Origin of the sequence: Xinfangfangia pollutisoli (assembly GCF_020179405.1) — a bacterium.
In the GTDB taxonomy this organism is placed as follows: Bacteria; Pseudomonadota; Alphaproteobacteria; order Rhodobacterales; family Rhodobacteraceae; genus Pseudogemmobacter; species Pseudogemmobacter pollutisoli.
This window is the reverse complement of sequence record NZ_JAICBZ010000038.1, coordinates 1-26,622: the sequence shown is the minus strand read 5'-3', so window position 1 is coordinate 26,622 and position 26,622 is coordinate 1. Positions and strand designations below refer to the sequence as shown.

Genomic DNA, 26,622 nt, shown 5'->3' with positions numbered 1-26,622 from the left:
GCCGGCTTAGGCCGACAGCACCTTGCGGAACCGCCACAGCACCAGCGACACCGCCACCAGCGCCATGGCGGCAATCGCCGCCATTTCGGGCCAGACCGTCAGAAGCCCGGCATCGCGATACAGAACCCCCTGGGCGAAGCTGACGAAATGCGGCGCCGGGCTGACCAGCCGCACCGCAAGGCGCAGCCAGTCGGGCATCGATTCCATCGGCGTCATCGCGCCCGACAGCAGGAACATCACGATGATCACCGGAATGACCAGCAGCCCGAACTGCCCCATGTTCTGCGCCAGCGTCGCCAGCAACAGCCCGATGCTGCCCATGGCCAGCACATAGATCAGCGCCCCCGTCACATAAAGCGGCAACGAGCCGGTGACCGGCACACCCATCAGCCCCTCGACCACCAGAAGCAGGCTCAGGATCTGGGCGCCCAGGATCACGCCGCCATTGGCGCAGATCTTCGACAGCGCAATCTCATGCGGGCGGACCGGCATCACCAGCACATGCTCGATCGTGCCGTGTTCGCGTTCGCGGATCAGCGACGAGCCCGACAGGATCAGCATCAGGATGGTCACATTGTTCATCAGCTGCATCACCGCGGTGAACCACATCGGCGACAGGTTGGGGTTGTAAAGATTGCGGAACACCACATCCACCGAAGACGTGCTGGCCGCCTGCGGCCCGGCCCAGGCGGCGATCTCGGTCAGCACCGCCTGGCGCAGGAAGGTGGCGCCATTGCCGGCATGGGCGACGGCCGTTGCATCGACCAGCAGCATCAGCTGCGCCGTCCCGCCGGCCATCAGATCGCGCTCGAACCCCGGCGGGATCGACAGGACCAGCACATAGCGCCCCGCCTTCTGCGCCTGCGCCGCCGCTTCGGGCGTCAGCGCCACGGGCGAGGCGAACATCGGCGCCTGGATCGCATCGGTGATCCGGGCGGAAAGCTGGCTTTGATCCTCGTCCACCACGCCGACCGACAGGTTATGCACCTCGGTCGAGGCGGCGTTCGACACCAGCCAGACCGCGGCGGTGAAGACGTACAGGATCAGCACCAGCATGATCCGGTCGCGCGCCAGCGCCCGCAACTCCTTGACCGTCAACGCCGCGATGTTCTTCAGGCTTTGCATCTACCGCTCCTGCTTGCGCAGGCCCAGGATGGCCAGGCCCAGATAGGTCAGCGCGAAGCCCGCCAGCACCAGCGCGGGAAAGACCAGATCCTGCCAGCCATAGCCCTTGACGAAGGACCCCACGCTGACCTGCTGGAACCAGGCACCGGGAAAAGCCTCGCCAATCAGCTTGCCGGGCAGGGCCAGGGTCGAGGTCGGCACGATCAGGCCCGAAAAATTCACCGTCGGGATGATGGCGATGATCGCCGTGGCAAAGACCGCGGCCACCTGGGTTGCGGTGAACGACGACATCAGCTGCCCAAACCCGGTCGAGGCGGTGACATAGATCAGCGCCACCGCGCCGAAGGCCCAGATCTGGCCGGTGAAGGGCACACCGAACAGCCCGCGCCCCAGCGCCGCCAGAACCCAGAACCCGCCCCAGGCAATGGCGATATAGGGCAATTGCTTGCCGATCAGGAATTCGGGCCGGGTCACCGGGGTGGATCGAAAATTGGCGATGGTGCCGGTTTCCTTTTCGCGCACCACGCTGATCGCGGCCATGATCGCCGGGATCAGCATCAGGATCAGCATCAGGATCGAGGGCACCATCGCATTGGCGCTTTTGAACGCCTGGTTGAACAGGAAGCGCAATTCGAAGCTGACGGCATCCTGCGTGCTGGCGCCGGCCGCGACGGCCCTGTCCTTGGCCGCGCGCTGGATCACCCCCAGCGCATAGCCGCGCGCGGTTTCGGCCCGAAACGGCATGGCGCCATCGACCCAGACCGAGATTTCCGGCGCTTCGCCCTGGGCCAGCGCCTTGCCGAAGCCGTCGGGAATTTCCAGCGCCAGCGACAGATCGCCCTGGCGCATCCGCGCCGCCAGCTCCTGCGGCCCGGCCAGTGGCGCACCCTCGGCGAATTGGCGGATCGCGGTAAAGCCCTCGGCCAGCCCGCGGCTTTCGGCGCTTTGATCCTGATCCAGCACGCCGAAGCTGAGCCGGTCGACATCGAAAGAGATGCCGAAGCCCATGGTGATGAACAGGATCACCGGGCCGGCCAGGGCGAAGAACAGCCGGATCGGATCGCGCATCAGTTCCAGCGTCTCGCGCCAGGCATAGGCCCGGGTGCGGATCAGCGCCGCCAGCCGCGCCGGGTTTTGCGTGGGCACGGGCGCAATGCCTTCGGATCCCAGCGGCCGCGCCGCATCGCCCATTTCATGCGCCAGCACCTCGATGAAGGCGGCTTCCAGCGTGTCCGTGCGGTGGCGTGCGACGATCTCGGCCGGGGCGCCCACTTCCAGCACCTTGCCGGCATGCATCAGCGAGATGCGGTCGCAGCGCTCGGCCTCGTTCATGAAATGGGTCGAGATGAAGATCGTCACCCCATCGTCGCGCGACAGGCCGATCAGCTTGCGCCAGAACACATCGCGCGCCACCGGATCGACGCCCGAGGTCGGCTCGTCCAGGATCAGGATCCGCGGCCGGTGCAGCACCGCCACCGCCAGCTGCAGCCTTTGCCGGATGCCCAAAGGCAGCGATTCCGGCAGGGCGTCGGCCTCGGCCTGCAGGTCGAAGTCGCGCAGCACTTCGGCGATGCGCGGGGCACGGTCGGCCGGCGGGATCGCATACAGTCTCGCATGCAGGGTCAGGTTCTGCCGCACCGTCAACTCGCCATACAGCGAAAAGCCTTGCGACATATAGCCGATGCGCAGCCGGCTTTGCATGTCGCCGCTGGTCATATGTTCGCCGAACAGCTCGGTCTCGCCCTGGGTCGGGGTCAGAAGCCCGGTCAGCATCTTCATCGTCGTCGACTTGCCGCACCCGTTCGAGCCGAGGAAGCCGAAGATCTCGCCCTGCGGGATGGTGAAGCTGACATCGTCGACCGCGGTGAAATCGCCAAAGCGCATGGTCAGATGCCGCGCCTCGATCGCCGGCACCGCATCGCCGCTGTCGGGGCGCGGCGGCAGGATCAGCGGCGCGGGGTCGCCGCGCCGATCCGCCGGCAGAAGGTTGATGAAAGCCGCTTCCAGCGTCTTGCCGCCGCCCTTCTGCCGCAGATCCTGCGGCGTGCCGCTGGCGATCACCCGGCCCGCATCCATCGCGGCCAGCCAGTCGAACCGGTCGGCCTCTTCCATATAGGCGGTGGCGGTCAGCACGCTCATCCCCGGGCGCTGGGCGCGGACATGGTCGATCAGATCCCAGAACTGACCGCGCGACAAAGGGTCGACCCCGGTTGTCGGCTCGTCCAGGATCAACAGGTCGGGGTCATGGATCAGCGCCGAACACAGCGACAGCTTCTGCTTCATCCCGCCCGACAGCTTGCCCGCCGGCCGGTCGGGAAAGGGATCAAGCCCGGTGGCCTTCAGCAGCATGGCGATGCGCGCGTCGCGTTCGGCGCGGTCCTGCCCGAACAGAAGCCCGAAGAAATCCAGATTCTCGCGCACGGTCAGGGTCGGGTACAGGTTCCGCCCCAGCCCCTGCGGCATATAGGCGATGCGCGGGGCGGTGGCGCGGCGGACCGGCGCCCGCCCCATATCGCCGCCCAGCACCATGACCTGCCCGGCCTGCAGCTGCCGCACGCCCGCGACCAGCGCCATCAGCGTGGATTTGCCGACGCCATCCGGCCCGATCAGCCCCGCCATGCAGCCCGCCGGAATGTCCAGCGTGACATCCTGCAGCGCCGCGACCGCGCCGTAACGATGGGTGACGCCCGTCAGCCGGGCCACCGGGCCCATCGTCTAGTCCGGCAGCTTGACGGCAAGCTCGGCCGGCCAGTCCGCCGCCGGATCGGTGCGCACGAAACCGATGCCGCGCACGCCTGCCTTCACATATTTCTCGAAGGTGACCAACAGATCGCGCGGGATCGACAGCTTGACGCGGAACACCAGATCCTGCCGTTCGGTTTCGGTTTCCACCGAATGCGGGGTGAATTGCGCCTCGGGCGAGATGAAGGTGACCCGGGCCGGGATCACGAATTGCGAGGCCGGATCCAGGATCAGCCGCGCCTCGTCATTCAGGATCAGCGGGCCCACCGCATCAGCGGGCAGGTACAGGTTCATCCAGACATCGGTCATGTCCAGCAGCGTCACGATGGGCGCGCCGCCGGCCACCACTTCGCCCGGCTCGCGCAGCCGGTACAGAACCCGGCCACGGATCGGCGCGCGGATCGTCAGATCCTCAAGCATCACGTCCAGCTGGGCGACCGTCGCTTCGGAAACCTCGATCAGCGCCCTGGCATCGGCCACCTGGGCCTGGGCCATGGCCAAGGCCGCCTCGGCCGAGGTCAGCGCATTGGTCGCATCGTCCAGCACCGATTGCGCGGCATGGCCATCGGCATTCAGCTTGGCCACCCGCGCCTGGGTGGTGCGCGCCACATCCAGCGCGCTTTGCGCCTGCATCACCCCGGCTTCGGCCAGTTGCAGCGCGGCACGGGCCCGCAGCACCGCCGCCTTGGCACCGACGATCTGCGCCTTGGCATCGCGGTCATCCATGCGCGCGACCACGGCGCCCGCCTCGACCAGATCGCCTTCGGCCACCAGAACCTCGGTCACGCGGCCGGCATATTTCGTGGCCACCGCAACGGTTTGCGCCTCGATCCGGCCGTTGGAACTGGCAAATCCCGCATAGGTGTCGCCGCCCTTGAACCGCGCGATCAGCGCGTCAAACGGCGTTTCGGCCAGGCCCGGCCCGGCAAGCGCGGCCAGCGCGACAAGGGCGGCCAACACGGGTGCTTTCATCGAAGATCTCTCCCGGCCCTGCGGTGTCTGTCTCCCTCAAGTTGAACCGATCACAGACGCGGCCGCTCTTCAATGGCCGAAGCTGCGACAAATCGGATTTCCCTTGCGTCTGACCTCCTCGTTCTGCGCGCCCTGGCTAAGCCGCATCCTCGGCCAGCCCGGCCAGGGGCCGCGCCGCCTCGGGGCAGAATTCCCCCAGCGCCTCGACGATGGCGGCCTTGCGCAGGGGCTTGGTCATGTAGCGGTCGATGCCCGAGGCCAGAATCGCCTCGGCATCGCCTTCCATCGCATGGGCGGTCATGGCGACGATCGGCACATGCACCCCCGCCGGCTCGCCGGCGCGGATGGCGGCGGCGGCTTCCTTGCCGTCCATTTCGGGCATCGAGATGTCCATGAAGATCAGATCGGGGGCAAAGCTGCGCCACTGTTCCACCGCTTCCAGACCATTGCCGGCAAAGACCAGATCCAGATCCAGCCCGCGGACCATCTTCTGGAACACCAGCTGATTGGTCTTGTTGTCTTCGGCCGCCAGAACCCGCATCCGCCGCCGCTCGGTCGCCGGGGCGGCCGCAGCGACGGGTTCCGCCACCGGCTCTTGCAGCGCGGGCGCGGACAGATCGTGCAGCCGGCGGTACAGTTCGGCCCGCAGCACCGGCTTTTGCAGGATCGCGTCCAGCGCCGCCGCGCCTTCGCGTTCCCGCGCCAGCGTGGGGTTCGAGGACAGAAGCAGGATCGGCATCGCCAGCCCCTCGGCCCGCAGCCGCGCGGCCAGGCTGATCCCGTCCATCTCGGGCATGTCGTGATCGGTCAGCACCACATCGAAGGGCGTGCCCGCCAGGACAGACCCCGCCACCGCCGCCAGCGCCTCGCTGCCCGACCGGCACAGCGTCACCTCGATTCCGCAGGGGGCAAGCTGGCGTTCCAGGATGGTGCGGTTGATGAACTTGTCATCCACGACCAGCGCGCGGCGCAGCGAGACGGGCGGGCGGACGGGCTGGCCCTCTTCGCCGACCGGCAGCGTGACGCGAAACCCGAAGGCCGAGCCTTTCCCGGCCTCGCTGTCGACCCAGACCGCCCCGCCCATGCGTTCGATCAGCCGCCTTGTGATTGCCAGGCCCAGGCCGGTGCCTTCGTATTTGCGGTTCCGTTCATCCTCGACCTGGTTGAACTCGCCGAAGATGTGGTCAAGGTGTTCGGGCGCGATGCCGATGCCGGTGTCTTCCACCGTGACATGCAGCTGTTCGCGCCCATCCTCGGCCTCGATCCCCACCACCCGGGTCAGGACATGGCCGGTCTCGGTGAATTTCACCGCATTGCCGATCAGATTGGTCAGAACCTGCCGCAGCCGGCCGGGGTCGCCGACAAAGCGGGTGGGCAGGAACATGTCATAGTCGATCATCATGTCGATGCCCTTCGCGCGCGCCCGCGGCTGCAGCAGCATCGTCACCTCATGGATGGTGCGTTCCAGATCGAAGGGTTCGGGATGCAGGGTCATCCGTTCCGCTTCCAGCTTCGAATAATCCAGAATGTCGTTGATGATGTTCAAAAGCGCCTCGCCCGACGAGCGGATCGTCTCGGCGAACAGGCGCTGTTCGTCCGACAGCGGCGTGTCGCACAGAAGTTCGGCCATGCCGACGACGCCATTCATCGGGGTGCGGATTTCATGGGACATATTGGCCAGGAAGGCCGATTTCGCCCGGTTCGCCGCCTCGGCCGCGCGGCGGGCGGCGTCCAGCGCGATCTGCTGCTCGCGCAGCTGGGTGATGTCGGTGCGCAGGCCGACGCGGCCGCCATCGGGGGTGACATGGTCGGTCTCGCGGATCCAGCGCCCGTCCGACAGCTGGCATTCGCTGGCCCCGGCGTCGCGGAACTGCGCCAGGCGGTCGGCCAGCCATTCCTCTTCGCGGCCCCTGGCGGCGGGCACATGGCCCGCGGCCAGACCCTGGCGCAACAGCGCCTCGAACGGGATGCCGGGCACCATGTTATGGGCGGAATCGGGAAACATGTCGCGGTAGCGCTGGTTGCAGGTCAAGAGACGTTCCTCCCGGTCAAAAAGCACGAAAGCATCGGGCAGCGCTTCGATCGCGGCCCAGATGCGCATCTGTTCGGTGATGTCGAAGACAAGGCTGACCATGTCGCCATCGCGGGCGCGGCGGTCGACGACGCGGATCCAGGTGCCATTGGTCAGCCGCGCGGTTTCGGTTTCGACCGGATCCTCGTCCAGCCGGGCGATCATCCGGGCGATCCAGTCGCCCTCACCCTCGCCCTGAAGGTCGATGATGCCCTTCTGCGCGGCCAGCGCGATCAGATCGGGATAGCTGTCGCCGGGGTTGATGCCCTGAGAGGTGAAGATCGCCTTGTAGGCCTGGTTGGCGGTGACCAGTTTCAGCTGGCTGTCGAAAACGGCGAATCCGTCGCGAATGGTGTTGATCGAATCCCAAAGCCGGCGTTCGGCCATGACGGCGGCGGTATGGGCGCGTTCCAGATCGTTCAGGAAGCGGTGATTCTGTCCCTTCAGCGTCTCGGCCTCGGTCTTGACCGAGCGCACGACTTCGCGCTGTTCCACGATCTGGTCCGACAGCGACCGCGCATGCAGGGCAAGTTTCTCATTCGCGGCAAACAGTTCGCGCGTTTTCTGTTCCAGCAGCCGTTCCGCCGCCAGCCTTGCGCGCCGTTCCTTTGCCAGTCTTTCCGTCAGGTCCATCCTGTGCCCTGCGCCGACATCCTGCCTGCCCCCAGCCCGCCCGACCCTCGCGCGCGCCCGCCCTGATCGACGATCTGCCGCCGCAGGGGGCGCGGCGCGTCGCGCAGGAAACCGCCCAAGGTCCGGTTTTCACGACTACATTCGCCCGGCGAGGTGAACCAAGACTTAACGCGACTGGCCCAAGATGCCTTGCCGCAGACGGCGCTGCATGCGAGGGTCCGGGCATCTGTCTGACAGGAGGGTTTTCCATGGTTCGCCTCGCAAAGGCCGCACTTGCGGCCCTGTTTCTCGTTCTGCCCGGCGTCTTGGCGGCCCAGGACCTGATTCCCGAGAAGCGAACCCTTGTCACCCAGGATGCGGATCTGCCCGGCGGCGATATCGCGTCGATCTTCGACACCAGCCAGGACGCCTGCGAACGCGCCTGCCTGACCAACACGCGCTGCGACGCCTATACGTTCAACGGCAAGAACGGCAGCTGCTTCCTGAAATCCGATCCGGGCGAGCCCACGTATTTCCAGGGCGCGCAATCGGCCGTGGTGGTGACGGCGGATGCGGCCAAGCGCGCGGCGGCGCCGGCGCTGCGCCGCGATCTGGGTTTCGTCTATGATTACGAAATCGCCAATGCCTATGACATGGCCGTCAGCCTGGGCCGCACCCATACGACCGGGCCCTGGACGGCGGACGAGCATCTGCAAGAGGCCGCCCAGAAGGAATCGCAGGGCGACTGGGCGATGGCGACGGCCTTCACGGGGGCCGCGCTGAACATCACCGACGATGCCGGGACCTGGCTGGAATATGCCCGCCGCGCGTTCGAGGCCTCGAAGCAAAGCGGCAATGACCGCTACTGGTATCAGAACCGCGCCTATCTGGCGACGGTGAACGCCTATCTGCGCTCGGTCAGCCCGGCACAGCGCCATTCGATCCTGGTGCAGATGGCGATCCTGCAGGAAGACATGGCCCGCGGCCGCGACATGGTGCAGGCGCTGCGTCTGGCCCAGGCGCAGCAGAACCGCGCCGATACCGCCGCGATGCTGGATGATGCGATCGGCAAATACGGCTTCCGCGTCACCGACAATGTGGTCGAGGCCGATCTGGCCCGCCCGCGGATCTGCGCGACATTCTCGGAAAACCTGGTGCCCTCGGGCGTCGATTATTCGACCTATGTGAAGCTGCCCGAACCCGGGCTGGCGGTGGAAGTGGCCGATCCGCAGCGGCTGTGCGTGACCGGCATCAGCCATGGCGCGCGCTACAGCCTGACCTTCCGCGAAGGCCTGCCTTCCGCCGACGGCCAGACCCTGGCCAAGGATGTGGAACTGACCCTGTATGTGCGCGACCGCAATCCGGGCGTCAGCTTCCCGGGCCGCGGCTATGTGCTGCCGGTCAGCGGCGAGGCGGCGCTGCCGGTGCAGACCGTCAATACCGAGAAGCTGGACCTGAAACTGTACCAGGTCACCGACCGCAACCTGCTGCGTTCGATCCAGAACAACTATTTCGGCTGGCCGATCTACGAATATGACGAAAGCTATTTCGCCGACGAGATCGGCGCCGAGATCTGGACCGGCACGGCCGGGGTCGGGCAAGAGGTCAACAAGGATGTGACCACCCGCCTGCCGATGACCGAGGCGCTGTCGGGCCGTGCGCCGGGCATCTATGTGCTGAAGGCCAGCGTGCCGGGGGTGGATGTGAACGCCGTCCCCTCGGCCTGGCAATGGTTCGTCGTGTCGGATCTGGGCGTCACCACGCTCAGCGGGGTGGACGGGCTGCATGTCTTCGTGCGCAGCCTGTCGACGGCCCAGGCCAAGCCGGGCGCCACGGTGGAACTGCTGAACCGCGCCAATGCGGTTCTGGGCACCGCCACGACCGACGATCAGGGCTATGCGCGCTTCGATGCCGGGCTGACCCGTGGCACCGGCGCGGCCGAGCCGGCGATGGTCGTGCTGCGCGATGGCGACAGCGACCTGTCCTTCCTGTCGCTGACCGACCCGGAATTCGATCTGTCGGACCGCGGCGTCGAAGGGCGCGAGCCGGCTCCGCCGATCGACGTCTTCCTGACCACCGATCGCGGCGCCTATCGCGCCGGCGAGACGGTCTATGCCACGGCGCTGTCGCGCGATCCGCAGGCCGATGCGGTGGAAGGCGTGCCGCTGACCGCGGTGCTGACCCGGCCCGACGGGGTGGAATATTCCCGCCAGCTGGTGGCCGATTCCGGCGCCGGCGGCCATGTCTTCCAGCTGCCCATCGCCGGCACCGCGCCGCGCGGGGTCTGGACGATCCAGGTCCTGGCCGATCTGGACGCGCCGCCTCTGACCACCAAAACTTTCCTGGTCGAGGATTTCCTGCCCGAGCGCATCGACTTCTCGCTGGATCTGGGCACGGCGCCGCTGCGGCTGGGCGATGCGCCCGCGGCCGCGTCGCTGGCTGCCCGCTATCTGTTCGGCGCCCCGGGTGCGGGGCTGCGGGTCGAGGGCGAGGTGCTGCTGCGCGCGGCGCAGGGCCTGCCCGACTGGCCGGGCTATGTCTTTGGCCGCTATGACCAGACCTTCTCGTCGCTGTATAACAGCCTGGGCTCGGTCGATACCGATGCCGAGGGCAAGGCCGATGTCGAGTTCTACCTGCCCGATCCGGGCCAGGTCGGCCGGCCGCTGGAAGCGGTGGTGACCCTGCGGGTCGCCGAAGGCTCGGGCCGGCCGGTCGAACGGCGCACGACCCAGCTGGTGATCCCCTCGGAACCGATGATCGGGCTGAAGCCGATGTTCGCCGATGTGGTGCCCGAAGGCGCCGAGGCGCGGTTCCAGGCGGTGGCCATCGGCCCCGATGGGGCGATCCCGGATATGCCGGTGCGCTGGAAGCTGAACCGGGTCGAGACGGATTACCAATGGTATCAAAGCTATGGCAGCTGGAGCTGGGAACCCGTGACCTATCGCAGCCCGGTCGCCGAAGGCGAGACCGTGCTGAGTGGCACCCCGGTTGAAATCGCCGCTGCGGTGGATTGGGGCCAGTATGAGCTGGTGGTCGAAGCGACCGACGGCTCGCTGGCCGTGTCTTCGACCAGCTTCTGGGCCAGCTGGTATGCGCCGGCCGATACGGTTTCCAGCCCCGATACGCTGGAGCTGTCGCTGGACAAGCCGGCCTATAAATCGGGCGATACCGCGACGCTGCGCATCGTGCCGCGGGCGGCGGGGACGGCGCTGGTCACGGTGCTGTCGAACCGGCTTGTCACCATGCAGGCGGTCGAGGTGAAGGAAGGCGAGAACACCATTCCGCTGACCGTCACCGACGATTGGGGCGCGGGCGTCTATGTCACCGCCTCGGTCTTCCGGCCGATGGACGCGGGCGCCGGCCGCAATCCGGCCCGGGCGCTGGGCCTGGCCTATGCCGCGATCGACCCGGGCAAGCATGCGCTGAAAGCCACGGTCGAAACCGCCGACGAAAGCGCGCCGCGCGGCCCGATGGATGTGGCGGTGAAGGTTGAAGGCGTGCAGCCCGGCGAGACCGCCTATGTCACCATCGCCGCGGTGGATGTGGGCATCCTGAACCTGACCGGCTTCAAGTCGCCCGATCCGCAGGGGCATTTCTTCGGCCAGCGCAAGCTTGGCGTCGGTATCCGCGACGTCTATGGCCGGCTGATCGACGGGCTGAACGGCGCCCAGGGCGAGGTCCGCTCGGGCGGCGACGCGGGCGCGCAGGCGCGGCTGCAATCGCCGCCGCCCACCGAAGAGCTGGTGGCCTATTTCTCGGGTCCGCTGGAGGTGGGCGCCGATGGCTATGCCCGGACCAGCTTTGACATTCCGTCCTTCAACGGCACGGTCAAGATCATGGCGGTTGCCTGGTCGAAGACCGGGGTCGGCCAGGCCGACAAAGAGGTGCTGGTGCGCGATCCGGTGGTGGTCACCGCCTCGATCCCGCGCTTCATGGCGCCGGGGGATCAAAGCCGGCTGCTGCTCGAGATCGTGCATGCCACCGGGCCCTCGGGCCGGATGGGGCTGGACGTCTCGGCCACGGGCGCCGCCTTGGGCAGCGCGCCTTCGGGCGTCGATCTGGCCGACAAGGGCAAGGCGGTGATCGAAGTTCCGGTGACCGCGGGAGAGGCAGGTCTGGCCAAGATCGAGGTCACTTTGACCACGCCCGATGGCAAGGTGCTGCGCAAGGCGCTGAACCTGCCGGTGCAGGCCAATGATCCGGAGATCGCCAAGGTCTCGCGGTTGGATCTGAAGAAGGGCCAGACGCTCAGCTTCGATCAGGCGGTCTTTGCCGATATGGTGCCGGGCACCGGCAAGTCGGTGATGGCGATCGGCCCGATCGCCCGGCTGAACGCGCCCGGGTTGCTGGCCAGCCTGGACCGCTACCCCTATGGCTGCACCGAACAGATGACCTCGAAGGCGCTGCCGCTGTTGTATTTCGACGAAGTGGCGCGGGTGATGGAGCTGAAGGGGGCCGAGAACCTGCAGACGCGCATCGACCAGGCGATCACCGAGATCCTGGGCAACCAGTCGGCCGAGGGGGCCTTCGGCCTTTGGGGGCCCTATTCGGGCGATCTGTGGCTGGATGCCTATGTCACCGATTTCCTCAGCCGGGCGCGCGCGCAAGGCTATGTGGTGCCGGATCTGGCCTTCAAGAACGCGCTGGCGAACTTGCGCAACCAGGTGAATTACGCGCCCGATTTCGACGCTGGCACCAATGGCGGAGGCACGGCGCTGGCCTATGCGCTGATGGTTCTGGCCCGCGAAGGCGCCGCGGCGGTGGGCGATCTGCGCTATTACGCCGATGTGAAGGGCGATGATTTCGCCACGCCCCTGGCCCAGGCGCAGCTGGGCGCGGCCCTGGCCTCGTATGGCGATCAGGCCCGGGCCGACCAGCTGTTCCGCAAGGCCGCGGCGCGGGTGCCCGATCTGTTCGCCACCCAGGAAGGCCAGGTCTGGCGGGTCGATTACGGCACCGCCTACCGTGACACCGCGGCGCTGCTGACGCTGGCGGTCGAAGCCGGATCCAACGCCATCGACCGCGAGGCGCTGGTCGACCGGCTGTCGCAGCAGGGCGGGCGGCTGTCGACCCAGGAAGCCACCTGGGCGCTGATGGCCACCAATGCGCTGATCGACCGGCCCGATGTCTCGGGAATCAAGATCGACGGCCAGCCCGCGACCGGCCCGCTGGTCAAGGTGATGGCCGATGGCGACGCCCCGGTTTCGGTCACCAATGATGGCGCCGATACCACGGTGACCATCACCACCTACGGCATCCCGGCCGAGCCGGAACCCGCGGGCGGCAATGGCTATGCGATCTCGCGCAGCTATTACACCATGGAGGGCGAGGAGGTTGGGCTTGACGGGGTCAAGGTCGGCGACCGGCTGGTCGTGGTGGTCGAGGTCACGCCTTTCGCCTATTCCGAAGGCCGGCTGATCGTGTCGGATCCGCTGCCCGCCGGGTTCGAGATCGACAACCCCAACCTGATGTCGGGGGGATCGACCGCGCAACTGGGCTGGCTGGATGCGATGAGCGACATCGCCCATGCCGAATTCCGGCAAGAGCGCTTTGTGGCGGCGGTGGACTGGTCGTCTTCCGATGCCTTCCGCCTGGCCTATATCGTGCGCGCGATCAGCCCCGGGACCTTCCACCATCCCGCGGCCTCGGTCGAGGACATGTACCGTCCCGACTATCGCGGCCGTTCGGATATGGGCTCGGTGACCATCGCCGCGCCGTAACATGCGCGCGCGTGGCATAATCGCCCTGGCGGCAGGCCTTTGGCTTGCCGCCCTGGGGCGGGACCGGATCGACGCCTGGATCGACGCGACGGTGCTGCCGCCGCTGCAGATCGCCGGTTCGGTCCAGGTGCTGGACCGCAAGGGCGCCCTGATCCGCGCCTATACGGTCGATGACGGGCGCTGGCGGCTTTCGGTCGATCTGGACCAGGTCGATCCGCGCTATGTCGAAATGCTGCTGACCTATGAGGATCGGCGTTTCTACACCCATCCGGGGGTCGACCTGCGTTCGCTGGCGCGGGCCGGATGGCAGGCGGCGACGACCGGGCGGATCGTCTCGGGCGGGTCAACCCTGACCATGCAGGTGGCGCGGCTGCTGGAGGCGGGCACCACCGGGCAGATCGACGGCAAGCTGCGGCAGATGCGGGTGGCGCTGGCGCTGGAACGGCGGCTGACCAAGGACCAGATCCTGACGCTGTATCTGCAGCTGGCGCCGTTCGGGGGCAATCTGGAAGGGGTGCGGGCAGCCAGCCTGTCCTATTTCGGCAAAGAGCCGAAGCGTCTGACGCCCGCGGAATCGGCCTTGCTGGTGGCGATCCCGCAGGCGCCCGAAAGCCGCCGCCCCGACCGCGCCGCCGACCGGGCCGAAGCCGCGCGCGACCGGGTTCTGGCCCGCGCCGTCACCTTCGATCTGATCGATCAGGACGAGGCGACGGCGGCCCTGTCGGAACATGTCCCCGGCACGCGCAAGGCCTTTCCGGCCCATGCCCCGCATCTGGCCGACCGCGCCCGGGCCGAGCGGCCGGATCTGGCCGAACATCGCCTGACGCTGGATCTGGACCTGCAGAAGAAGCTTGAAACCTTGGCCCGGCAGGCGGTGCAGGGAAAGGGCGACCGGCTGCAGATCGCCATCGTCGTGGCCGATCACAAGTCGGGCGAGATCCTGGCCTCGGTCGGCTCGGCGGCGTTCGAGGCCGATGCGCGGCAGGGCTTTGTCGACATGACCACGGCGCTGCGCAGCCCCGGCTCGACGCTGAAGCCGCTGGTCTACGGGCTGGCCTTCGACCAGGGCCTGGCCCATCCCGAAACGGTGATCGAAGACAAGCCGACCGTCTTCGGCGCTTATGCGCCGCAGAATTTCGACAAGCTGTTCCATGGCGAGATCCGGCTGCGCGAGGCGCTGCAGATGTCGCTGAACATTCCCGCGGTGATGCTGACCGATGCGCTGGGCCCGGCCAAGCTGATCGCGGCGCTGGGCAAGGCGGGGGTGGCCTACAAGATCCCGGGCGATCAGCCGGGCCTGGCCGTGGCGCTGGGGGGCGTGGGGGTGACGCTGCAGGACATGGTGCAGCTTTACGCCGCCCTTGCGCGCGGCGGCGTGGCCCTGCCGCTGACCTGGCGGGCCGAGGGCGACCGGGCCGAGGGGCAGCGGCTGATCTCGGCCGTGGCGGCCTGGGAAGTGGGCGATATCCTGGCCGGGCTGGCGCCGCCGCCCGGGGCGCCCGCGAACCGGCTGGCCTACAAGACCGGCACGTCCTACGGGCATCGCGACGCCTGGGCGATCGGCTATGACGGGCGGCATGTGATCGGGGTCTGGATGGGCCGCGCCGATGGCACGCCGGTGCCGGGCGCCTTCGGGGCTGATGTGGCGGCGCCGGTGCTGTTTCAGGCCTTCAACCGGCTGAAGCCGCAGCTTGACCCGCAGCCCGCCGCGCCCGCCGCGACGCTTCTGGTTGCCAATGCCCAGCTGCCCGCGCCCCTGCAGCGCTTCCGCCCGCGCGGCGCGGCCTTTGCCGCCGCCCCGGATGCCCCCGCCGTGGCCTTCCCGCCCGATGGGGCCGAGGTGGAACTGCTGCCTTCGGGGCTGAAGGTTTCGGTCCGCGGCGGCACGGCGCCCTTCACCTGGCTTCTGGATGGCGCCCCGGTCCAGATCGCCACGCGTGAGCGCGAGGTGATGCTGCCCGCGACCGGAACCGGCTATGTCACCCTGTCGGTGATCGACGCCCAGGGCCGCTCGGCCAGATCGACCGTGCGGCTCTGGTAGTCGGCGCGTCTACACCCGCTCGATCGCCAGCGCGATGCCCTGGCCGCCGCCAATGCACATGGTGACAAGCGCGGTCTTGCCGCCGGTCCGCTCCAGCTCGGCCAGCGCCTTGGCGGTCAGGATCGCGCCGGTGGCACCCACCGGATGGCCCAGCGCGATGGCGCCGCCATTGGGGTTCACCCTGGCCGGATCCAGATCCAGCGCGCGGCTGACGGCCAGGGCCTGGGCCGCGAAAGCCTCGTTCGATTCCACCACGTCAAAGCTTTGCGGCGTGACGCCCAGCTTCTTGCACAGGGCCTGCACCGCGGGGATCGGGCCGATGCCCATGATCTTGGGGTCCACGCCTGCCACCGCATAGCCCATGATCCGCGCCCGCGGCACCAGGCTGCCCAGCGCATCGCCGCGCGCCAGAACCACCGCCGCCGCGCCATCGTTCAGCCCCGAGGCATTGCCGGCCGTCACCGTGCCGTCTTTCTGGAAGGCCGGCCGCAGCCCGGCCAGCGCCTCGGCCGTGGTGGCCTTGGGATGTTCATCGACCGCGAAAGAGACCGGGCCCTTGCGGCTGGCAATCTCGACCGGAACGATCTGCCCGGCAAAGCGGCCCTCGGCAATCGCCGCCGCGGCGCGACGCTGCGATTCCAGCGCGAAGGCATCCTGATCGGCGCGGCTGATCCCGTCGCGCGCCGCGACATTCTCGGCCGTCACGCCCATATGGCCGGTGCCGAAGGGGCAGGTCAGCGCGCCGGTCATCATGTCCAGCGCCTTGGTATCGCCCATCTTCTGGCCCCAGCGCGCATTTGTCAGCGCATAGGGCGAGCGGCTCATGCTTTCCGCCCCGCCGGCCAGCGCGAAATCGGCATCGCCCAGCATCAGCGCCTGCGCGGCCGAGACGATGGCCTGCGCCCCCGACCCGCACAGCCGGTTGACGTTCATCGCCGGCGCCGTCTCGGGCACGCCGGCCTGCATCGCCGCGACTCGGCTGATATACATGTCGCGCGGCTCGGTGTTGATGACATGGCCGAAGACCACCGTGCCGATCTGCCCGCCTTCGACCCCGGCGCGCTCCAGCGCCGCCTTGGCGACGATGGTCGCCGTCTCGGTCGGCGGCAGCGCCGCCAGCGCGCCCCCGAAAGTGCCGATGGCGGTGCGGGCGGCAGAGAGGATGAAGATGTCGGTCATGGGTCACCTCGGAACAAGAGCCAAAACGTTAGCCGGGAGCTGCAGGCAGTCCGAGACGCCGCGCCAGGCCGGCGCGGCCCGTCACGGGCCCCGGTATTGCTGCAGGAAACACCCCCGCTGTGCAAGCGTTGACAAGCCCGGAGCGAAGCCCGAGACGTGGCGGCACAGGCGCTGCGGCAGGAGACACAGGTGAGCGATTCCCCCCGGGCCCGTCAGGCCCTTCTGGCCGCGGGTCTGGCGACCTTCGTGATGATGGGGGTGGCGCAATCGCTGTATGGTCCGGCCCTGCCGGCCTTCGGGCGGATGTTCGGCGTCGATCCGGCGCGGACCGGGCTGGTGGTTTCCGCGCATTGGACAGGCTGCGCGCTGGGCATTTCGCTGATGTTCGGCATGGGCGGGCGGATTTCGGCGCGCCATGCGCTGGCGATCATGCTGGCGGGCGCGCTGGGCCTGGCGACGCTGGCCTCCTGGGGGGCGGTTCTGGCCTCGGCCTTCGTCTTCGGCACCGGCTATGCGATGGCGACGGCGGTGTTCAACCCGCGGGTGCTGGCGGCGTTCGGGCCGAAGGGCCCGGCCATGCTGAGCGCGCTGAACGCCTGCTACGGGATCGGGGCGATCCTGGCGCCTTTGGCCTTCGTGCGCATCGGCAGCGATCTGCGGCTGGCCTTCCTGGCCACGGCGGCGCTGGCCGCGCTGATCTGGCTGATGCCCGGCAGTGCCGCGCCCGCCACCTCGCCGGGCCGCGCCCCGGTGCGCGGCTTTCGCCCCAGCCTGCCGATCCTGGCCTTCGGCGCGGTGGCGATCGGGCTTGAGGCGGCGCTGGCGGGCCTTGGCCCCACCGCCCTGATCGCCGCGGGCGAGACCGAGGCGCGGGCGGCCGATCTTCTGTCGGTCTTCTTCATGGTCTTCCTGGCCGCGCGGATCGCCCTGGGCTTTACCGCGCATCTTGTGCCGGGCTTCGTGCTGTATCTGGGCGGCATGGCTGCGATTGCCGTCCTGGCCCTGGTCGCGGCGCTGGTCTCGCCCGCGCTGGGCTTTGTCGCCATGGGCGCCTCGGCCGGGCTGTTCTTTCCCAGCTATTTCGTCACCGCCAGCCGGCGGATGGGCGAAGACCCGCGCGTGCCGCCGGTGATCATCGGCGCGGGGCTGCTGGGCGGGATCGTCGCGCCTCTGGTCTTTGCGCCGCTGATGGGCAGTTTCGGCCCGCGCGGCTTTTTCTGGCTGGTGGCGGTGCTGTCGGGCGCCACGACGCTGGCCGCGGTGCTGGCGCTGCGGCCGATGCTGCGCGCGCCGGCCTTGCCTCAGGCCTAACGCATCAAGTCTAGCGCGCCGCCTGCCATTCGGCCACGCCGGGCAGCGGCCAGACCAGCATCAGCACGTTCAGCGCCAGCCCGTCGCGAATAAGCCAGATCGTCAGCGCCTCGAACCCCAGGGCGATGGCCACCGTCGCCCAGACCGGCAGCCGCGCCGCCAGCCAGAAGCCGATCATCATCGCCACGATGTCACAGACCGAGTTCAGCACGGAATCGCCGTAGTAATCCAGGCTGATCGTCACGCTGCGATAGCGCTCGATCACCGCATCCGAATTCTCGACCAGTTCCCAGGCGCTTTCCACCAGCGTCGCGATGGCCAGCCGCCAGCCGAAGGACAGCCGCCGCGCCACCAGCCAGAGCGCGCCGAAGAACAGGAAGCCGTGGATGATATGGCTGGCCGTGTACCAGTCCGAGATATGCTGCGAATTCTCGGAGCTGACGACCTGGCCATGCCAAAGCTTCACGTCGCCGCATTTGCAATAGGGCTCGCGCCCGTCCCACAGCAGCCAAAGCGCGGCCAGAAGGACGATCAGCAGGGTGACAAGGTAAGGCAGATAGCGGGAAAAGCGTCGGGTCATGATCGCCAGACGCAACCACGCCGCGCCGCCGGGGTAAAGCGAAATGCGCAGGGCGGGCAGGGGCGTCAATGCGGCTCGATATGGTCGGGGCGCGGCATGACGAACAGGCTTTCCGAGGTCTGGTAGTCCCAATAGCCGCAGCGCGCGATGGTGCCGGCGCGCAGCATGTCGAAATGGCCATCGGTCAGCGCGGCATCGTCGATATGGATTCCGACCACTTCGGCGATTGCCATCGTCCGCTCGGCAGTATCGCCGGACAGGTCGGGAATCGGGTGGATGGCGGTCACCCGGCATTCCAGCGCCGCGGCGGCCACCGCCAGCCGCGGCGCTGCCACCAGGCGGCAGGGCGCCTTGGCCAGGCCCGCGACTTCAAACTCGTCCACCCCCTCGGGCCAGGCGATCGAGGTGCGGTTCAATGGCTCGGCCAGGGCGCGCGTGGCCAGGTTCACCACGAATTCGCCGGTCTCGCGCACATTGGCGATCGTGTGCTTATGGCCTTCGCTGGCAAACATCACCATGGGCGGGTGGCCGGCGATGGCGTTGAAGAAGCTGTAGGGGGCAAGATTGTCGATCCCTGCGGCCGAGCGGGTCGAGATCCAGCCGATCGGGCGCGGCGAGACGATGGCACGAAACGGATCATGCGGCAGGCCGTGGCCTTGGCGGGGGTGGTAGAACATCGGGCGGCTCCGCTGGCTGTTTCGGTCGGGGTATAGCCGATCCCGCCCGGCGATGGCGTGAAGGATATGAAAAGAAGCTTTTCACAAGCTGCAACCCGCACCCCGCGGGCCGTGCTGTGGCCGGGCAGGGAATAGCCGCCATTCCCCAGTTATTTCAAGCGCCTGCGCCCGCCAGCCCTGCCATATTTCCGGCGTTCTGGCCCCGGATTGGCGGTGCCCTGCCGCACGGGGCCGGGATCAAACAGCAATTGAAAGCTTGCTGGCACGGGGGGCATGGTCCCACAGATCGCGGGGGCCCTGGCCTGGGGAGCCGGGGCCCATGGACCAATTTCGAGGAGGAGAACGGGATGAGACAGACAGCACTTGCCGCCGTCACGCTGGCGATCGCCTGGGCCGCGGGCCTTGCCCAGGCCGAACCCATGCGGATGATCCAAAGCTGGGCCGAGACCAACACCTCGGCCTATATGCCCGCGCTTGAATTCAAGCGGAACCTCGAAGCGGCCGGCAGCGGGATCGAGCTGGAAATCCTGGGGCCGGAAACCGTGGCCGCCTATGAACAGCTGACCCCCACGCAAGAGGGGCTGTTCGACTTCATCTATACCTATCCGACCTATCATTCGAAGGCGCTGAACATCGCCACCAGCGCGATGCGGCCCGACATGGCGCTGATCCGCAGCTCGGGTGTGTTCGACTTCATGGACCAGTATTTCCAGAAGGAACACAATCTCAAGCTGCTGGCCAATATCGCCATCGGCACCTCGGGCTTCCACTGCTACCTGCGCGAACCGCTGAGCGGCGCTTCGGATTGGGCCGGCCGCAAGATCCGCGGCGTGTCCAACTATGTTCCGGTGATCGAGGCGCTGGGCGGGGTCGCCGTTTCGACCGATATGGGCGAGGTCTATTCGGGGCTGGAGCGCGGCGTGGTCGATGGCGCCTGCGCCCCGCAATCGGTGTTCCGCGCGACCCGGCATTATGAAGTGGCCAAGTACCGCACCGAGCCGACCTTCGGGCAGATGGTTTCCTATATCGCGATGAACCTGGATGCCTGGAACGCGCTGAGCGATGACCAGAAGGCCGCGGTGGAACAGGCCGCCATCCAGACCGAGGCCGACACGATCCGCATCGGCAACGCGACGGCCTCGGCCGATCTTGAGGCGCTGGCTGCCGAGGGTGTCGAGGTGACGCGCTTTTCGGACGAGGCCTATGGCAAGGTGACCGCAGCCTATGATGCGGGGATCTGGGCCTTTGTCAGCGATTGCTGCGGCACCGAGAACAGCGATGCGCTGCGCAAGCTTGCCCAGGATGCGGGGCTGTTGAACTGATGCCGGGACCGCTGGGCAGGCTGCATGACCGGATCAGCCGCGTCTCGTTCCAGGTGGCGCAGCTGGGGCTGGTGGTGATCACCGCCAGCTATGCCTGGGAAGTCGTCGCGCGCTATTTCTTCGCCGCTCCGACCTCGTGGTCGAATGAGGTCGCGGCCTATGCGCTGTGCATTTCGGTCTGCCTGGCGCTGCCCGAAGTGACCCGGGCGCGCGGCCATATCGCGATCGACTTCCTGCTGAATGCCCTGCGCGGCCGGGCCTACCGGGTGGCGCAGGTCGGTCTGGCGCTGATGTCAGGCGCGGTCTGCCTGATCATCGCGGCGATCTGCCTGCGCGCCAACCTGCTGCAGATCGAGCGTGCCGAAATGCTGGTGCGGGTGAACCCGATTCCGAAAGTGCTGATCTCGATCTGGCTGACCTATGCGTTCTTCAGTGCCGGCCTGCATTTCCTGCGCCATGCCGCCGATCCGAATGGCCGCGCCGAAGTGGGGCTGTTCTGATGGAATGGTGGATGCTGCTTTGGGGGGCGCTTGGGCTTCTGCTGCTGATCTTCCTGACCGGCGCGCCGCTGTTCATCGGATTCTTCGTGATGAACCTGGTCGGGGTCTGGACGATGATGGGCAGCCGCGGCGCGACGCTGGCGGCGAATTCGATCTTCGACAGCGCGAATATGGGGTCGCTGACCGCGATCCCGCTGTTCCTGCTGATGGGCGAGATCCTGACCCGATCGGGCGCGGTCGACAATCTGCTGCGCGCCTCTGACGGGCTGATCGGCCGGCTGAAGGGGCGGCAATTCGTGCTGACCGTGCTGATCTCGATCATCTTCGGCGCGCTTTCCGGCGCCGCGATGGCGGTGGCGGCGATGCTGGGGCGGTCGCTTTACCCGGTGATGCGGGCGCGGAACTACGATTCCCGGCTGTCGATGGGGGTGATCATGGCCGGCGCCTCGCTGGCGCCGATCATCCCGCCCAGCGTGCTGGCTGTCGTGATCGCCACCATGGCGGGGCTTTCGGTCAGCAAGATGCTGGTCTCGGGGATCGGGCCCGCGCTTTTGTGCGCGCTGCTGTTCCTGTGCTACATCTTCTGGCGCTGCCATCGCGATCCGGGCCTTGCACCCGAGCGCGACGCCGATGCGGGCCGGATTTCGGTTCTGCGGGCGCTGATGCTGATGGCGCCCTTCTCGGTGGTGATCTTCTCGATCATGGGGCTGATCCTGCTGGGCATCACCACCCCGTCCGAGGCGGCGGCAAGCGGGGTTCTGGGCGCGGTTCTGGTGGCCATCGTGTATCGGCAATTCTCGATGGCGATGCTGTGGCGGGCGCTGGCGGGGGCCACGTCGATCACCGCGATGATCATGGTCATCGTGATCAGCTCGAACCTGTTCGGGCAGCTGCTGGCTTTTTCCGGGGCGACGCGGCAGCTGGTGGGCTTTGGTCAGGCGCTGGCGGACAATCCCTATCTGCTGCTTCTGGCGATGCAGCTGTTCGTGCTGGTCATGTGCCTGTTCGTCGATCCGATCGCGCTGATGCTGATGCTGATTCCGATCTACAAGCCGCTGGTCGAGGCAGGCGGGCTGGACCCGCTGTGGTTCTGGACCATCGTGCTTCTGAACCTGACCATCGGCGGCATGACACCCCCGTTCGGCTACACGCTTTTCGCCTTCAAGGCCGCCAGCGGCGCGCCACTGAAAGAGGTCTATGCCGCCTCCTGGCCCTGGGTGGGGCTGATGCTTCTGGTGATCCTGGCCGTGGTGATCTTTCCGCCGCTGGCGCTTTGGATCCCTTCGGTGACGGGATAGGAAAGGCCGCCCTCGGGCGGCCTTTTCAACATCCGGCAGGTTGCGCCGCGCCTAGCCGCCCTTGAAGACGGGCTTGCGCTTTTCGACAAAGGCCCGCTGTGCCTCGCGCGTGTCGTCGCTGCGCGACAGGGCCACGGTCAGGCTTTGCTCGTAGCGATAGGCCTCGCGCACGGGCATGGTCTCGACCGTCATGAAGGCGCGTTTGGCGGTGCGGATCGCAAGCGGGCTTTTCGCGGCAATCTCGCGGGCATAGACCATGGCGGCCTCAAGCAGGGCATCTGCGGGCAGGACCTGTTCGATCACGCCCAGCCGGTACAGCTCGGCCGCGGGATAGCGGCGCGCGGTGAAATACATGGCGCGCGCCCGGGATTTCCCGAAATGCTCGGCGATGAAGGCCGTGCCCCCGGCAAGGCCCACATCGACTTCGGGCATCTGCACAAAGGCGGTATCGGCCGCCAGCATGATGTCGCAGGCCAGCATCAGCGCAAAGCCCGCCCCGATCGCCGGCCCGTTCACCGCCGCGATCACCGGCTTTTCGCAATCGGCCACCGCGAAGAAGTAATCGCGCACCTGCCGGTTGTGGCGCAGATAGTCGCCCTGTTCGGGCGCCATGCCGACCCGTTCCTTCAGATCCGCCCCGGCCGAAAACACCTTGCCCGCTCCGGTCAGCACCACGCAGCGCACCTCTTCGGCATCGCTCAGCCAGTCGAACAGCCGGATCCCCTCTTCGCGGAAGGGCCGGCTCTGGGCATTCACCGGCGGGTGGGTCATCGTCACCGTCGCCACGTGATCGGCGATCTGCAGGCTGTGATAGAGAAGGTCCATCTCGGCTCCGTTCCTTTGAGACCCGTCTGATATAGCCGCGGGCCCGGAGCGCATCGCCCGCCGATGGCGTAAAGCAACTGTGCAACCTGCGCATCGCCGGGGCCGGGCCAAGCTGATAGGGTCGGGCAAAAGACGACAGGAGAGCGCGTGCGTATCGGCAATTTCGAAGTGACCCGTCTGCCCGAACTGGTGGTGACCGAAGGGGCGGGTCTGTTTCCCGAACTGGATCTTGCGACGGTCACCGATCCCCGCCTGCTGGCGCCGCCCTTTCATGACGGGGGGCTGTTCCGGTCCTCGATCCATCTGTGGCTCCTGCAGGGCGAGGGGCGGGTGATCCTGGTCGATGCCGGGGCCGGCGCGGGCAAGGACCGGCCGCTCAGCCCGCGTTTCCATCGGCTTGAGGGCCGCCTGGACAGGCTGCTTGCCCCCGCGGGCGTCACGGCGGCACAGGTCACCGATGTGGCGCTGACCCATCTGCATGTCGATCATGTCGGCTGGTGTACGACCAGACAGGATGGCGAGTGGCGGCCCAGTTTCCCCACGGCACGTCACTGGATTCCGGCGGCCGAACTGGCGGCCTTCGCCCCCGAAGCCGCGCCGCCCGGCAAGGACCCGCGCGCCCATCTGCCCTGGCAGGACAGCATCGCCCCGCTGCTGGCCGCTGGCCTTGTCACGCCGATCGCGCCGGGCGACCGGATCGGGCCGCTTCTGGCGCTGGAGGCCGCAGGCCATACCGCCGGCCAGCTGGCCTTCCTGCTGGAGCAGCAGGCCGCGGCGGCGCTGTTTGCCGCCGACATGTTGCATCAGCCGCTGCAGATCCTGCTTCCGCAGGTGAACAGCCGCTATTGCGCCCTGCCCGAGACCGCCGTCGCCACCCGCCGCCGGCTTCTGGCGCTGGCCGCAGACCGCGGCGCCGTGCTGCTGCCGGCGCATTTCGACCTGCCCTGCGGCGTTCTTGTCCGGCGCGCCGGCGCCGGCTTCGACTTCACTCTGCCCCGGCCTGCATCTTCAGCGCCTTGAACTCGGCCACCAGGAAATCCAGGAAATGCCTGATCTTCGACGGCACACCGCTTGACCGCTGGAAGACGGCGTAGATCCCGTTTTCGAAATCTGAAAAGGTGACCTCATAGCCGGGCAGCACCCGCCGCAGCCGCCCCTGGGCCAGATGATCGCGCACGGTCCAGTCGTTCATGATCGAAATCCCCATATCGTCCAGCGTTGCCTGCAGCAGCGCCAGGCCGCTGTTCGAATGGAAGGCGCCCGTCACGGGAACCACGGTTTCCTGCCCGTCGCGCGTGCGCAGCCGCCACATCGGCGGGGCCTGATGGATGCGGTAGTTCAGGCAGGAATGCGCGCGCAGGTCCTCGGGCGAGGTGATCGGGGGGGCGCGGTCCAGATAGGCCGGGCTGGCGCAGAGAAGCCGCTCAGACGGCAGAAGCTTGCGCACGACCAGGCTGCTGTCGGTCAGCCGGCCCATGCGAATGTCGATGTCGATCCCCTTGGCCACCAGATCGGCGGGATAGTTCGACAGCTCCAGCTCGACCTGGATCTGCGGATAGCGGGCGTGGAATCGGTGCAGGATCGGCACGATGAACTGATGCCCGATCACCATGCGCGAATGAACCCGCAGCAGGCCGGTGGGCGTGCCGTGCAGATCGGCCACCATCCCATTGGCCTGGCGGATATCGGCCAGGATGCGCAGCAGCTGGTTGGAATAGACCTCGCCCGCCTCGGTCAGGGACAGGTGGCGGCTGGTGCGGTTGACCAGGCGCACCTTCAGATGCTCTTCCAGATCGTTGATATGGCGCGAGATCGTGGCAGGCGAACAGCCCAGCCGCCGGCCCGCCTCGGAAAAGGATGCCGATTGCACGACGCATTCGAACACCTGCGCAGATCGAAGCCATTCCATCGCAATCCCCCCTTGGGACTTGTTCGGATCTTGGGTCTTCAAGATCAAGCCTTTTTCGGAAAGTGCAAAGCTGCTGAACGCGACAGTGCAATTCCGAATTGGCCTTCGATGACCTAACCCTTTTCACAAGATGAATATTCCCTGCCCAAGGATCGCCTGAATGCCTTCGTCTTCGCTGACCCCCACCGATCCCGCCCCCCAGGGCGACCGCAAGGGGCCGCTGTCGCATCTGCGGGTTCTGGACATGTCGAGGGTTCTGGCCGGGCCCTGGGCCGGTCAGATCTTTGCCGATCTCGGGGCCGAGGTGATCAAGATCGAACGGCCCGGCGCGGGGGATGACACGCGCGCCTGGGGCCCGCCCTTCCTGACCGGGCGCGACGGGGCCGAGACGCGGGAAAGCGGCTATTACCTCTGCGCGAACCGGGGCAAGAAATCCGTCACGGTGAACATCGCCACGCCCGAGGGGCAGGCGATCATCCGCGATCTTGCCGCGCGTTCGGATGTGCTTCTGGAAAACTACCGCACCGGCACGTTGCAGCGCTATGGGCTGGACTATGCGGCGCTTTCGGCGCTGAATCCGGGGCTTGTCTATTGCTCGCTGACGGGGTTCGGCCAGACCGGCCCGCGCGCCCATCAGGTGGCCTATGACTTCCTGATCCAGGCCATGGGCGGCATCATGTCGATCACCGGCGAGGAAGACGGGCGCCCCGGGGGCGGGCCGCAGAAGATCGGGGTGCCGATGGTCGATCTGGCCTCGGGGCTGTATCTGGCCGTGGGGGCGCTGGCGGCGCTGGCGCGGCGCGCGGTGACGGGGCAGGGCGACTATCTGGATCTTGCGATGCTGGATGTGCAAGTGAACCTGCTGGCCAATCAGGCGATGAACCATCTGCTGACCGGCACGGTGCCGCGCCGCTATGGCAACGGGCATCCCAACATCATGCCGCAGCAGGTCTTTGCCTGCCGCGACGGCGCCATGGTTCTGGCGGTCGGCAATGACGAGCAATATGCGCGCCTGGCCGAGGTTCTGGGCGATCCGGTTCTGGCCGAGCCGCGCTTTGCCCGCAACCGCGACCGCGTGCGCCAGCGCGATGAATTGCTGGACCGGCTGGCGGGGCTGTTCGCGCCCTGTGCCCGGGCCGAGGTGCTGGCGCGACTGGATGCGGCAAAGATCCCGGCCGGGCCGATCAACAGCGTGGCCGAAGCGCTGGCCGAACCGCAGGTTCAGGCGCGCGGGCTGGTGGCGCGGCTGCCGCATCCGCTGGCGGGCGAGGTGACGCAGATCCTGTCGCCGCTGAAGTTCCGCCATGCAGGCCAGCCCGATCCCCGCTCGGCCCCGCCTTTGGGCGCCGATACCGGGCCGGTGCTGGAAAGCCTGGGCCTGTCGCCCGAGACACTGGCCGGGCTGCGCGCCCGCGGCGCGATCTGACGGGGGGCGGCGATGCAGGACAAGACGCCGGGCGATCTGGTGCGGGTGCAGGATCAGGGCGATCTGCGCATCGTCACCATCGACAATCCGCCGGTCAATGCCGGGGCGCAGCCGGTGCGTGCGGGCCTGTTGCAGGCGCTGCGCGACCTGCCGGCCGGCCTTGCCGGCATCGTGCTGATCGGGGCGGGGCGCAGCTTCATCTCGGGTTCGGACCTGCGCGAATTCGGCCGGCCGCTTGCCGCGCCCGAACTGCCCGAGGTGATCGCCGCGATCGAGGCGGCGCCGGTTCCGGTCGTCGCCGCCCTGCATGGC

The 26,622-nt window shown here is 67.7% G+C and carries 17 protein-coding genes and 1 pseudogene; 9 read left to right on the top strand and 9 right to left on the bottom strand.

The window, feature by feature from the left end; translation table 11 throughout:
- Positions 1-6: 6 nt before the first annotated feature.
- The 4 genes from K1Y73_RS12420 to K1Y73_RS12405 form a co-directional block, all read right to left on the bottom strand.
- Complete coding sequence (locus tag K1Y73_RS12420; RefSeq protein WP_225028616.1) at positions 7-1,125, bottom strand: ABC transporter permease; 1,119 nt, start codon at positions 1,123-1,125, stop codon at positions 7-9.
- Positions 1,126-3,837, bottom strand: coding sequence for a ribosome-associated ATPase/putative transporter RbbA (gene rbbA / locus K1Y73_RS12415; RefSeq protein ID WP_225028615.1), 2,712 nt, complete (start codon positions 3,835-3,837; stop codon positions 1,126-1,128). It lies immediately after the preceding gene.
- Between the two features lie 3 nt (positions 3,838-3,840).
- Entirely contained in the window at positions 3,841-4,839 is a 999-nt protein-coding gene (locus tag K1Y73_RS12410; protein ID WP_225028614.1) for an HlyD family secretion protein, read from the bottom strand.
- A gap of 136 nt (positions 4,840-4,975) precedes the next feature.
- Positions 4,976-7,543, bottom strand: a complete 2,568-nt coding sequence (locus K1Y73_RS12405; RefSeq protein ID WP_225028613.1) for a hybrid sensor histidine kinase/response regulator — start codon at positions 7,541-7,543, stop codon at positions 4,976-4,978.
- A 248-nt stretch (positions 7,544-7,791) separates the two neighbouring features.
- Between K1Y73_RS12405 and K1Y73_RS12400 the strand changes: the two genes are divergently transcribed.
- On the top strand, positions 7,792-13,242 hold the full coding sequence (locus K1Y73_RS12400) for an alpha-2-macroglobulin family protein (RefSeq protein ID WP_225028612.1): 5,451 nt from the start codon (positions 7,792-7,794) through the stop codon (positions 13,240-13,242).
- Position 13,243: 1 nt separating this feature from the next.
- Positions 13,244-15,283 carry a penicillin-binding protein 1C gene (gene pbpC / locus K1Y73_RS12395; RefSeq protein WP_225028611.1) on the top strand — a complete coding sequence of 680 codons (2,040 nt, stop codon included), beginning with the start codon at positions 13,244-13,246 and terminating at the stop codon, positions 15,281-15,283.
- Positions 15,284-15,292: 9 nt separating this feature from the next.
- On the opposite strand, the gene K1Y73_RS12390 is transcribed toward pbpC, so the two are convergent.
- On the bottom strand, positions 15,293-16,462 hold the full coding sequence (locus tag K1Y73_RS12390) for an acetyl-CoA C-acyltransferase family protein (protein ID WP_225028610.1): 1,170 nt from the start codon (positions 16,460-16,462) through the stop codon (positions 15,293-15,295).
- 189 nt (positions 16,463-16,651) lie between these two features.
- Here K1Y73_RS12390 and K1Y73_RS12385 point away from each other — a divergent pair, with 189 nt between their 5' ends.
- Entirely contained in the window at positions 16,652-17,773 is a 1,122-nt protein-coding gene (locus tag K1Y73_RS12385; RefSeq protein ID WP_225028609.1) for an MFS transporter, read from the top strand.
- 10 nt (positions 17,774-17,783) lie between these two features.
- Here K1Y73_RS12385 and K1Y73_RS12380 read toward each other — a convergent pair whose 3' ends face one another.
- Together K1Y73_RS12380 and K1Y73_RS12375 are read right to left on the bottom strand one after the other, a co-directional pair.
- Positions 17,784-18,353, bottom strand: a complete 570-nt coding sequence (locus tag K1Y73_RS12380; protein ID WP_225028627.1) for a DUF2585 domain-containing protein — start codon at positions 18,351-18,353, stop codon at positions 17,784-17,786.
- A 65-nt stretch (positions 18,354-18,418) separates the two neighbouring features.
- Positions 18,419-19,030 (bottom strand): flavin reductase family protein, encoded by a 612-nt coding sequence (locus K1Y73_RS12375; protein ID WP_225028608.1) that lies wholly within the window; start codon positions 19,028-19,030, stop codon positions 18,419-18,421.
- A 347-nt stretch (positions 19,031-19,377) separates the two neighbouring features.
- Between K1Y73_RS12375 and K1Y73_RS12370 the strand changes: the two genes are divergently transcribed.
- The 3 genes from K1Y73_RS12370 to K1Y73_RS12360 are packed head-to-tail and all read left to right on the top strand — an operon-like array spanning position 19,378 to position 22,150.
- Complete coding sequence (locus K1Y73_RS12370; RefSeq protein ID WP_225028607.1) at positions 19,378-20,352, top strand: TRAP transporter substrate-binding protein; 975 nt, start codon at positions 19,378-19,380, stop codon at positions 20,350-20,352.
- Positions 20,352-20,852, top strand: coding sequence for a TRAP transporter small permease (locus tag K1Y73_RS12365; RefSeq protein ID WP_225028606.1), 501 nt, complete (start codon positions 20,352-20,354; stop codon positions 20,850-20,852). The genes K1Y73_RS12370 and K1Y73_RS12365 overlap by 1 nt, the downstream gene beginning before the upstream one ends.
- Positions 20,852-22,150, top strand: a complete 1,299-nt coding sequence (locus tag K1Y73_RS12360) for a TRAP transporter large permease (RefSeq protein ID WP_225028605.1) — start codon at positions 20,852-20,854, stop codon at positions 22,148-22,150. The genes K1Y73_RS12365 and K1Y73_RS12360 overlap by 1 nt, the downstream gene beginning before the upstream one ends.
- Before the next feature lie 51 nt (positions 22,151-22,201).
- Here the strand turns inward: K1Y73_RS12360 and K1Y73_RS12355 are convergent, their stop codons facing one another.
- Complete coding sequence (locus K1Y73_RS12355) at positions 22,202-22,975, bottom strand: enoyl-CoA hydratase/isomerase family protein (RefSeq protein WP_225028604.1); 774 nt, start codon at positions 22,973-22,975, stop codon at positions 22,202-22,204.
- Positions 22,976-23,122: 147 nt separating this feature from the next.
- Between K1Y73_RS12355 and K1Y73_RS12350 the strand changes: the two genes are divergently transcribed.
- On the top strand, positions 23,123-23,995 hold the full coding sequence (locus tag K1Y73_RS12350; RefSeq protein ID WP_225028603.1) for an MBL fold metallo-hydrolase: 873 nt from the start codon (positions 23,123-23,125) through the stop codon (positions 23,993-23,995).
- On the opposite strand, the gene K1Y73_RS12345 is transcribed toward K1Y73_RS12350, so the two are convergent.
- Positions 23,961-24,884, bottom strand: coding sequence for a LysR family transcriptional regulator (locus tag K1Y73_RS12345; RefSeq protein ID WP_225028602.1), 924 nt, complete (start codon positions 24,882-24,884; stop codon positions 23,961-23,963). The two genes, K1Y73_RS12350 and K1Y73_RS12345, sit on opposite strands and share 35 nt — an antisense overlap.
- Positions 24,885-25,044: 160 nt before the next feature.
- On the opposite strand from K1Y73_RS12345, the gene K1Y73_RS12340 reads away from it, so the two are divergent.
- The gene (locus tag K1Y73_RS12340; RefSeq protein ID WP_225028601.1) at positions 25,045-26,310 is read left to right on the top strand and encodes a CaiB/BaiF CoA transferase family protein; all 1,266 of its coding nucleotides are present in this window, start codon (positions 25,045-25,047) and stop codon (positions 26,308-26,310) included.
- Positions 26,311-26,322: 12 nt separating this feature from the next.
- A pseudogene (locus tag K1Y73_RS12335) lies at positions 26,323-26,622 on the top strand (3-hydroxyacyl-CoA dehydrogenase); the annotation flags it as partial.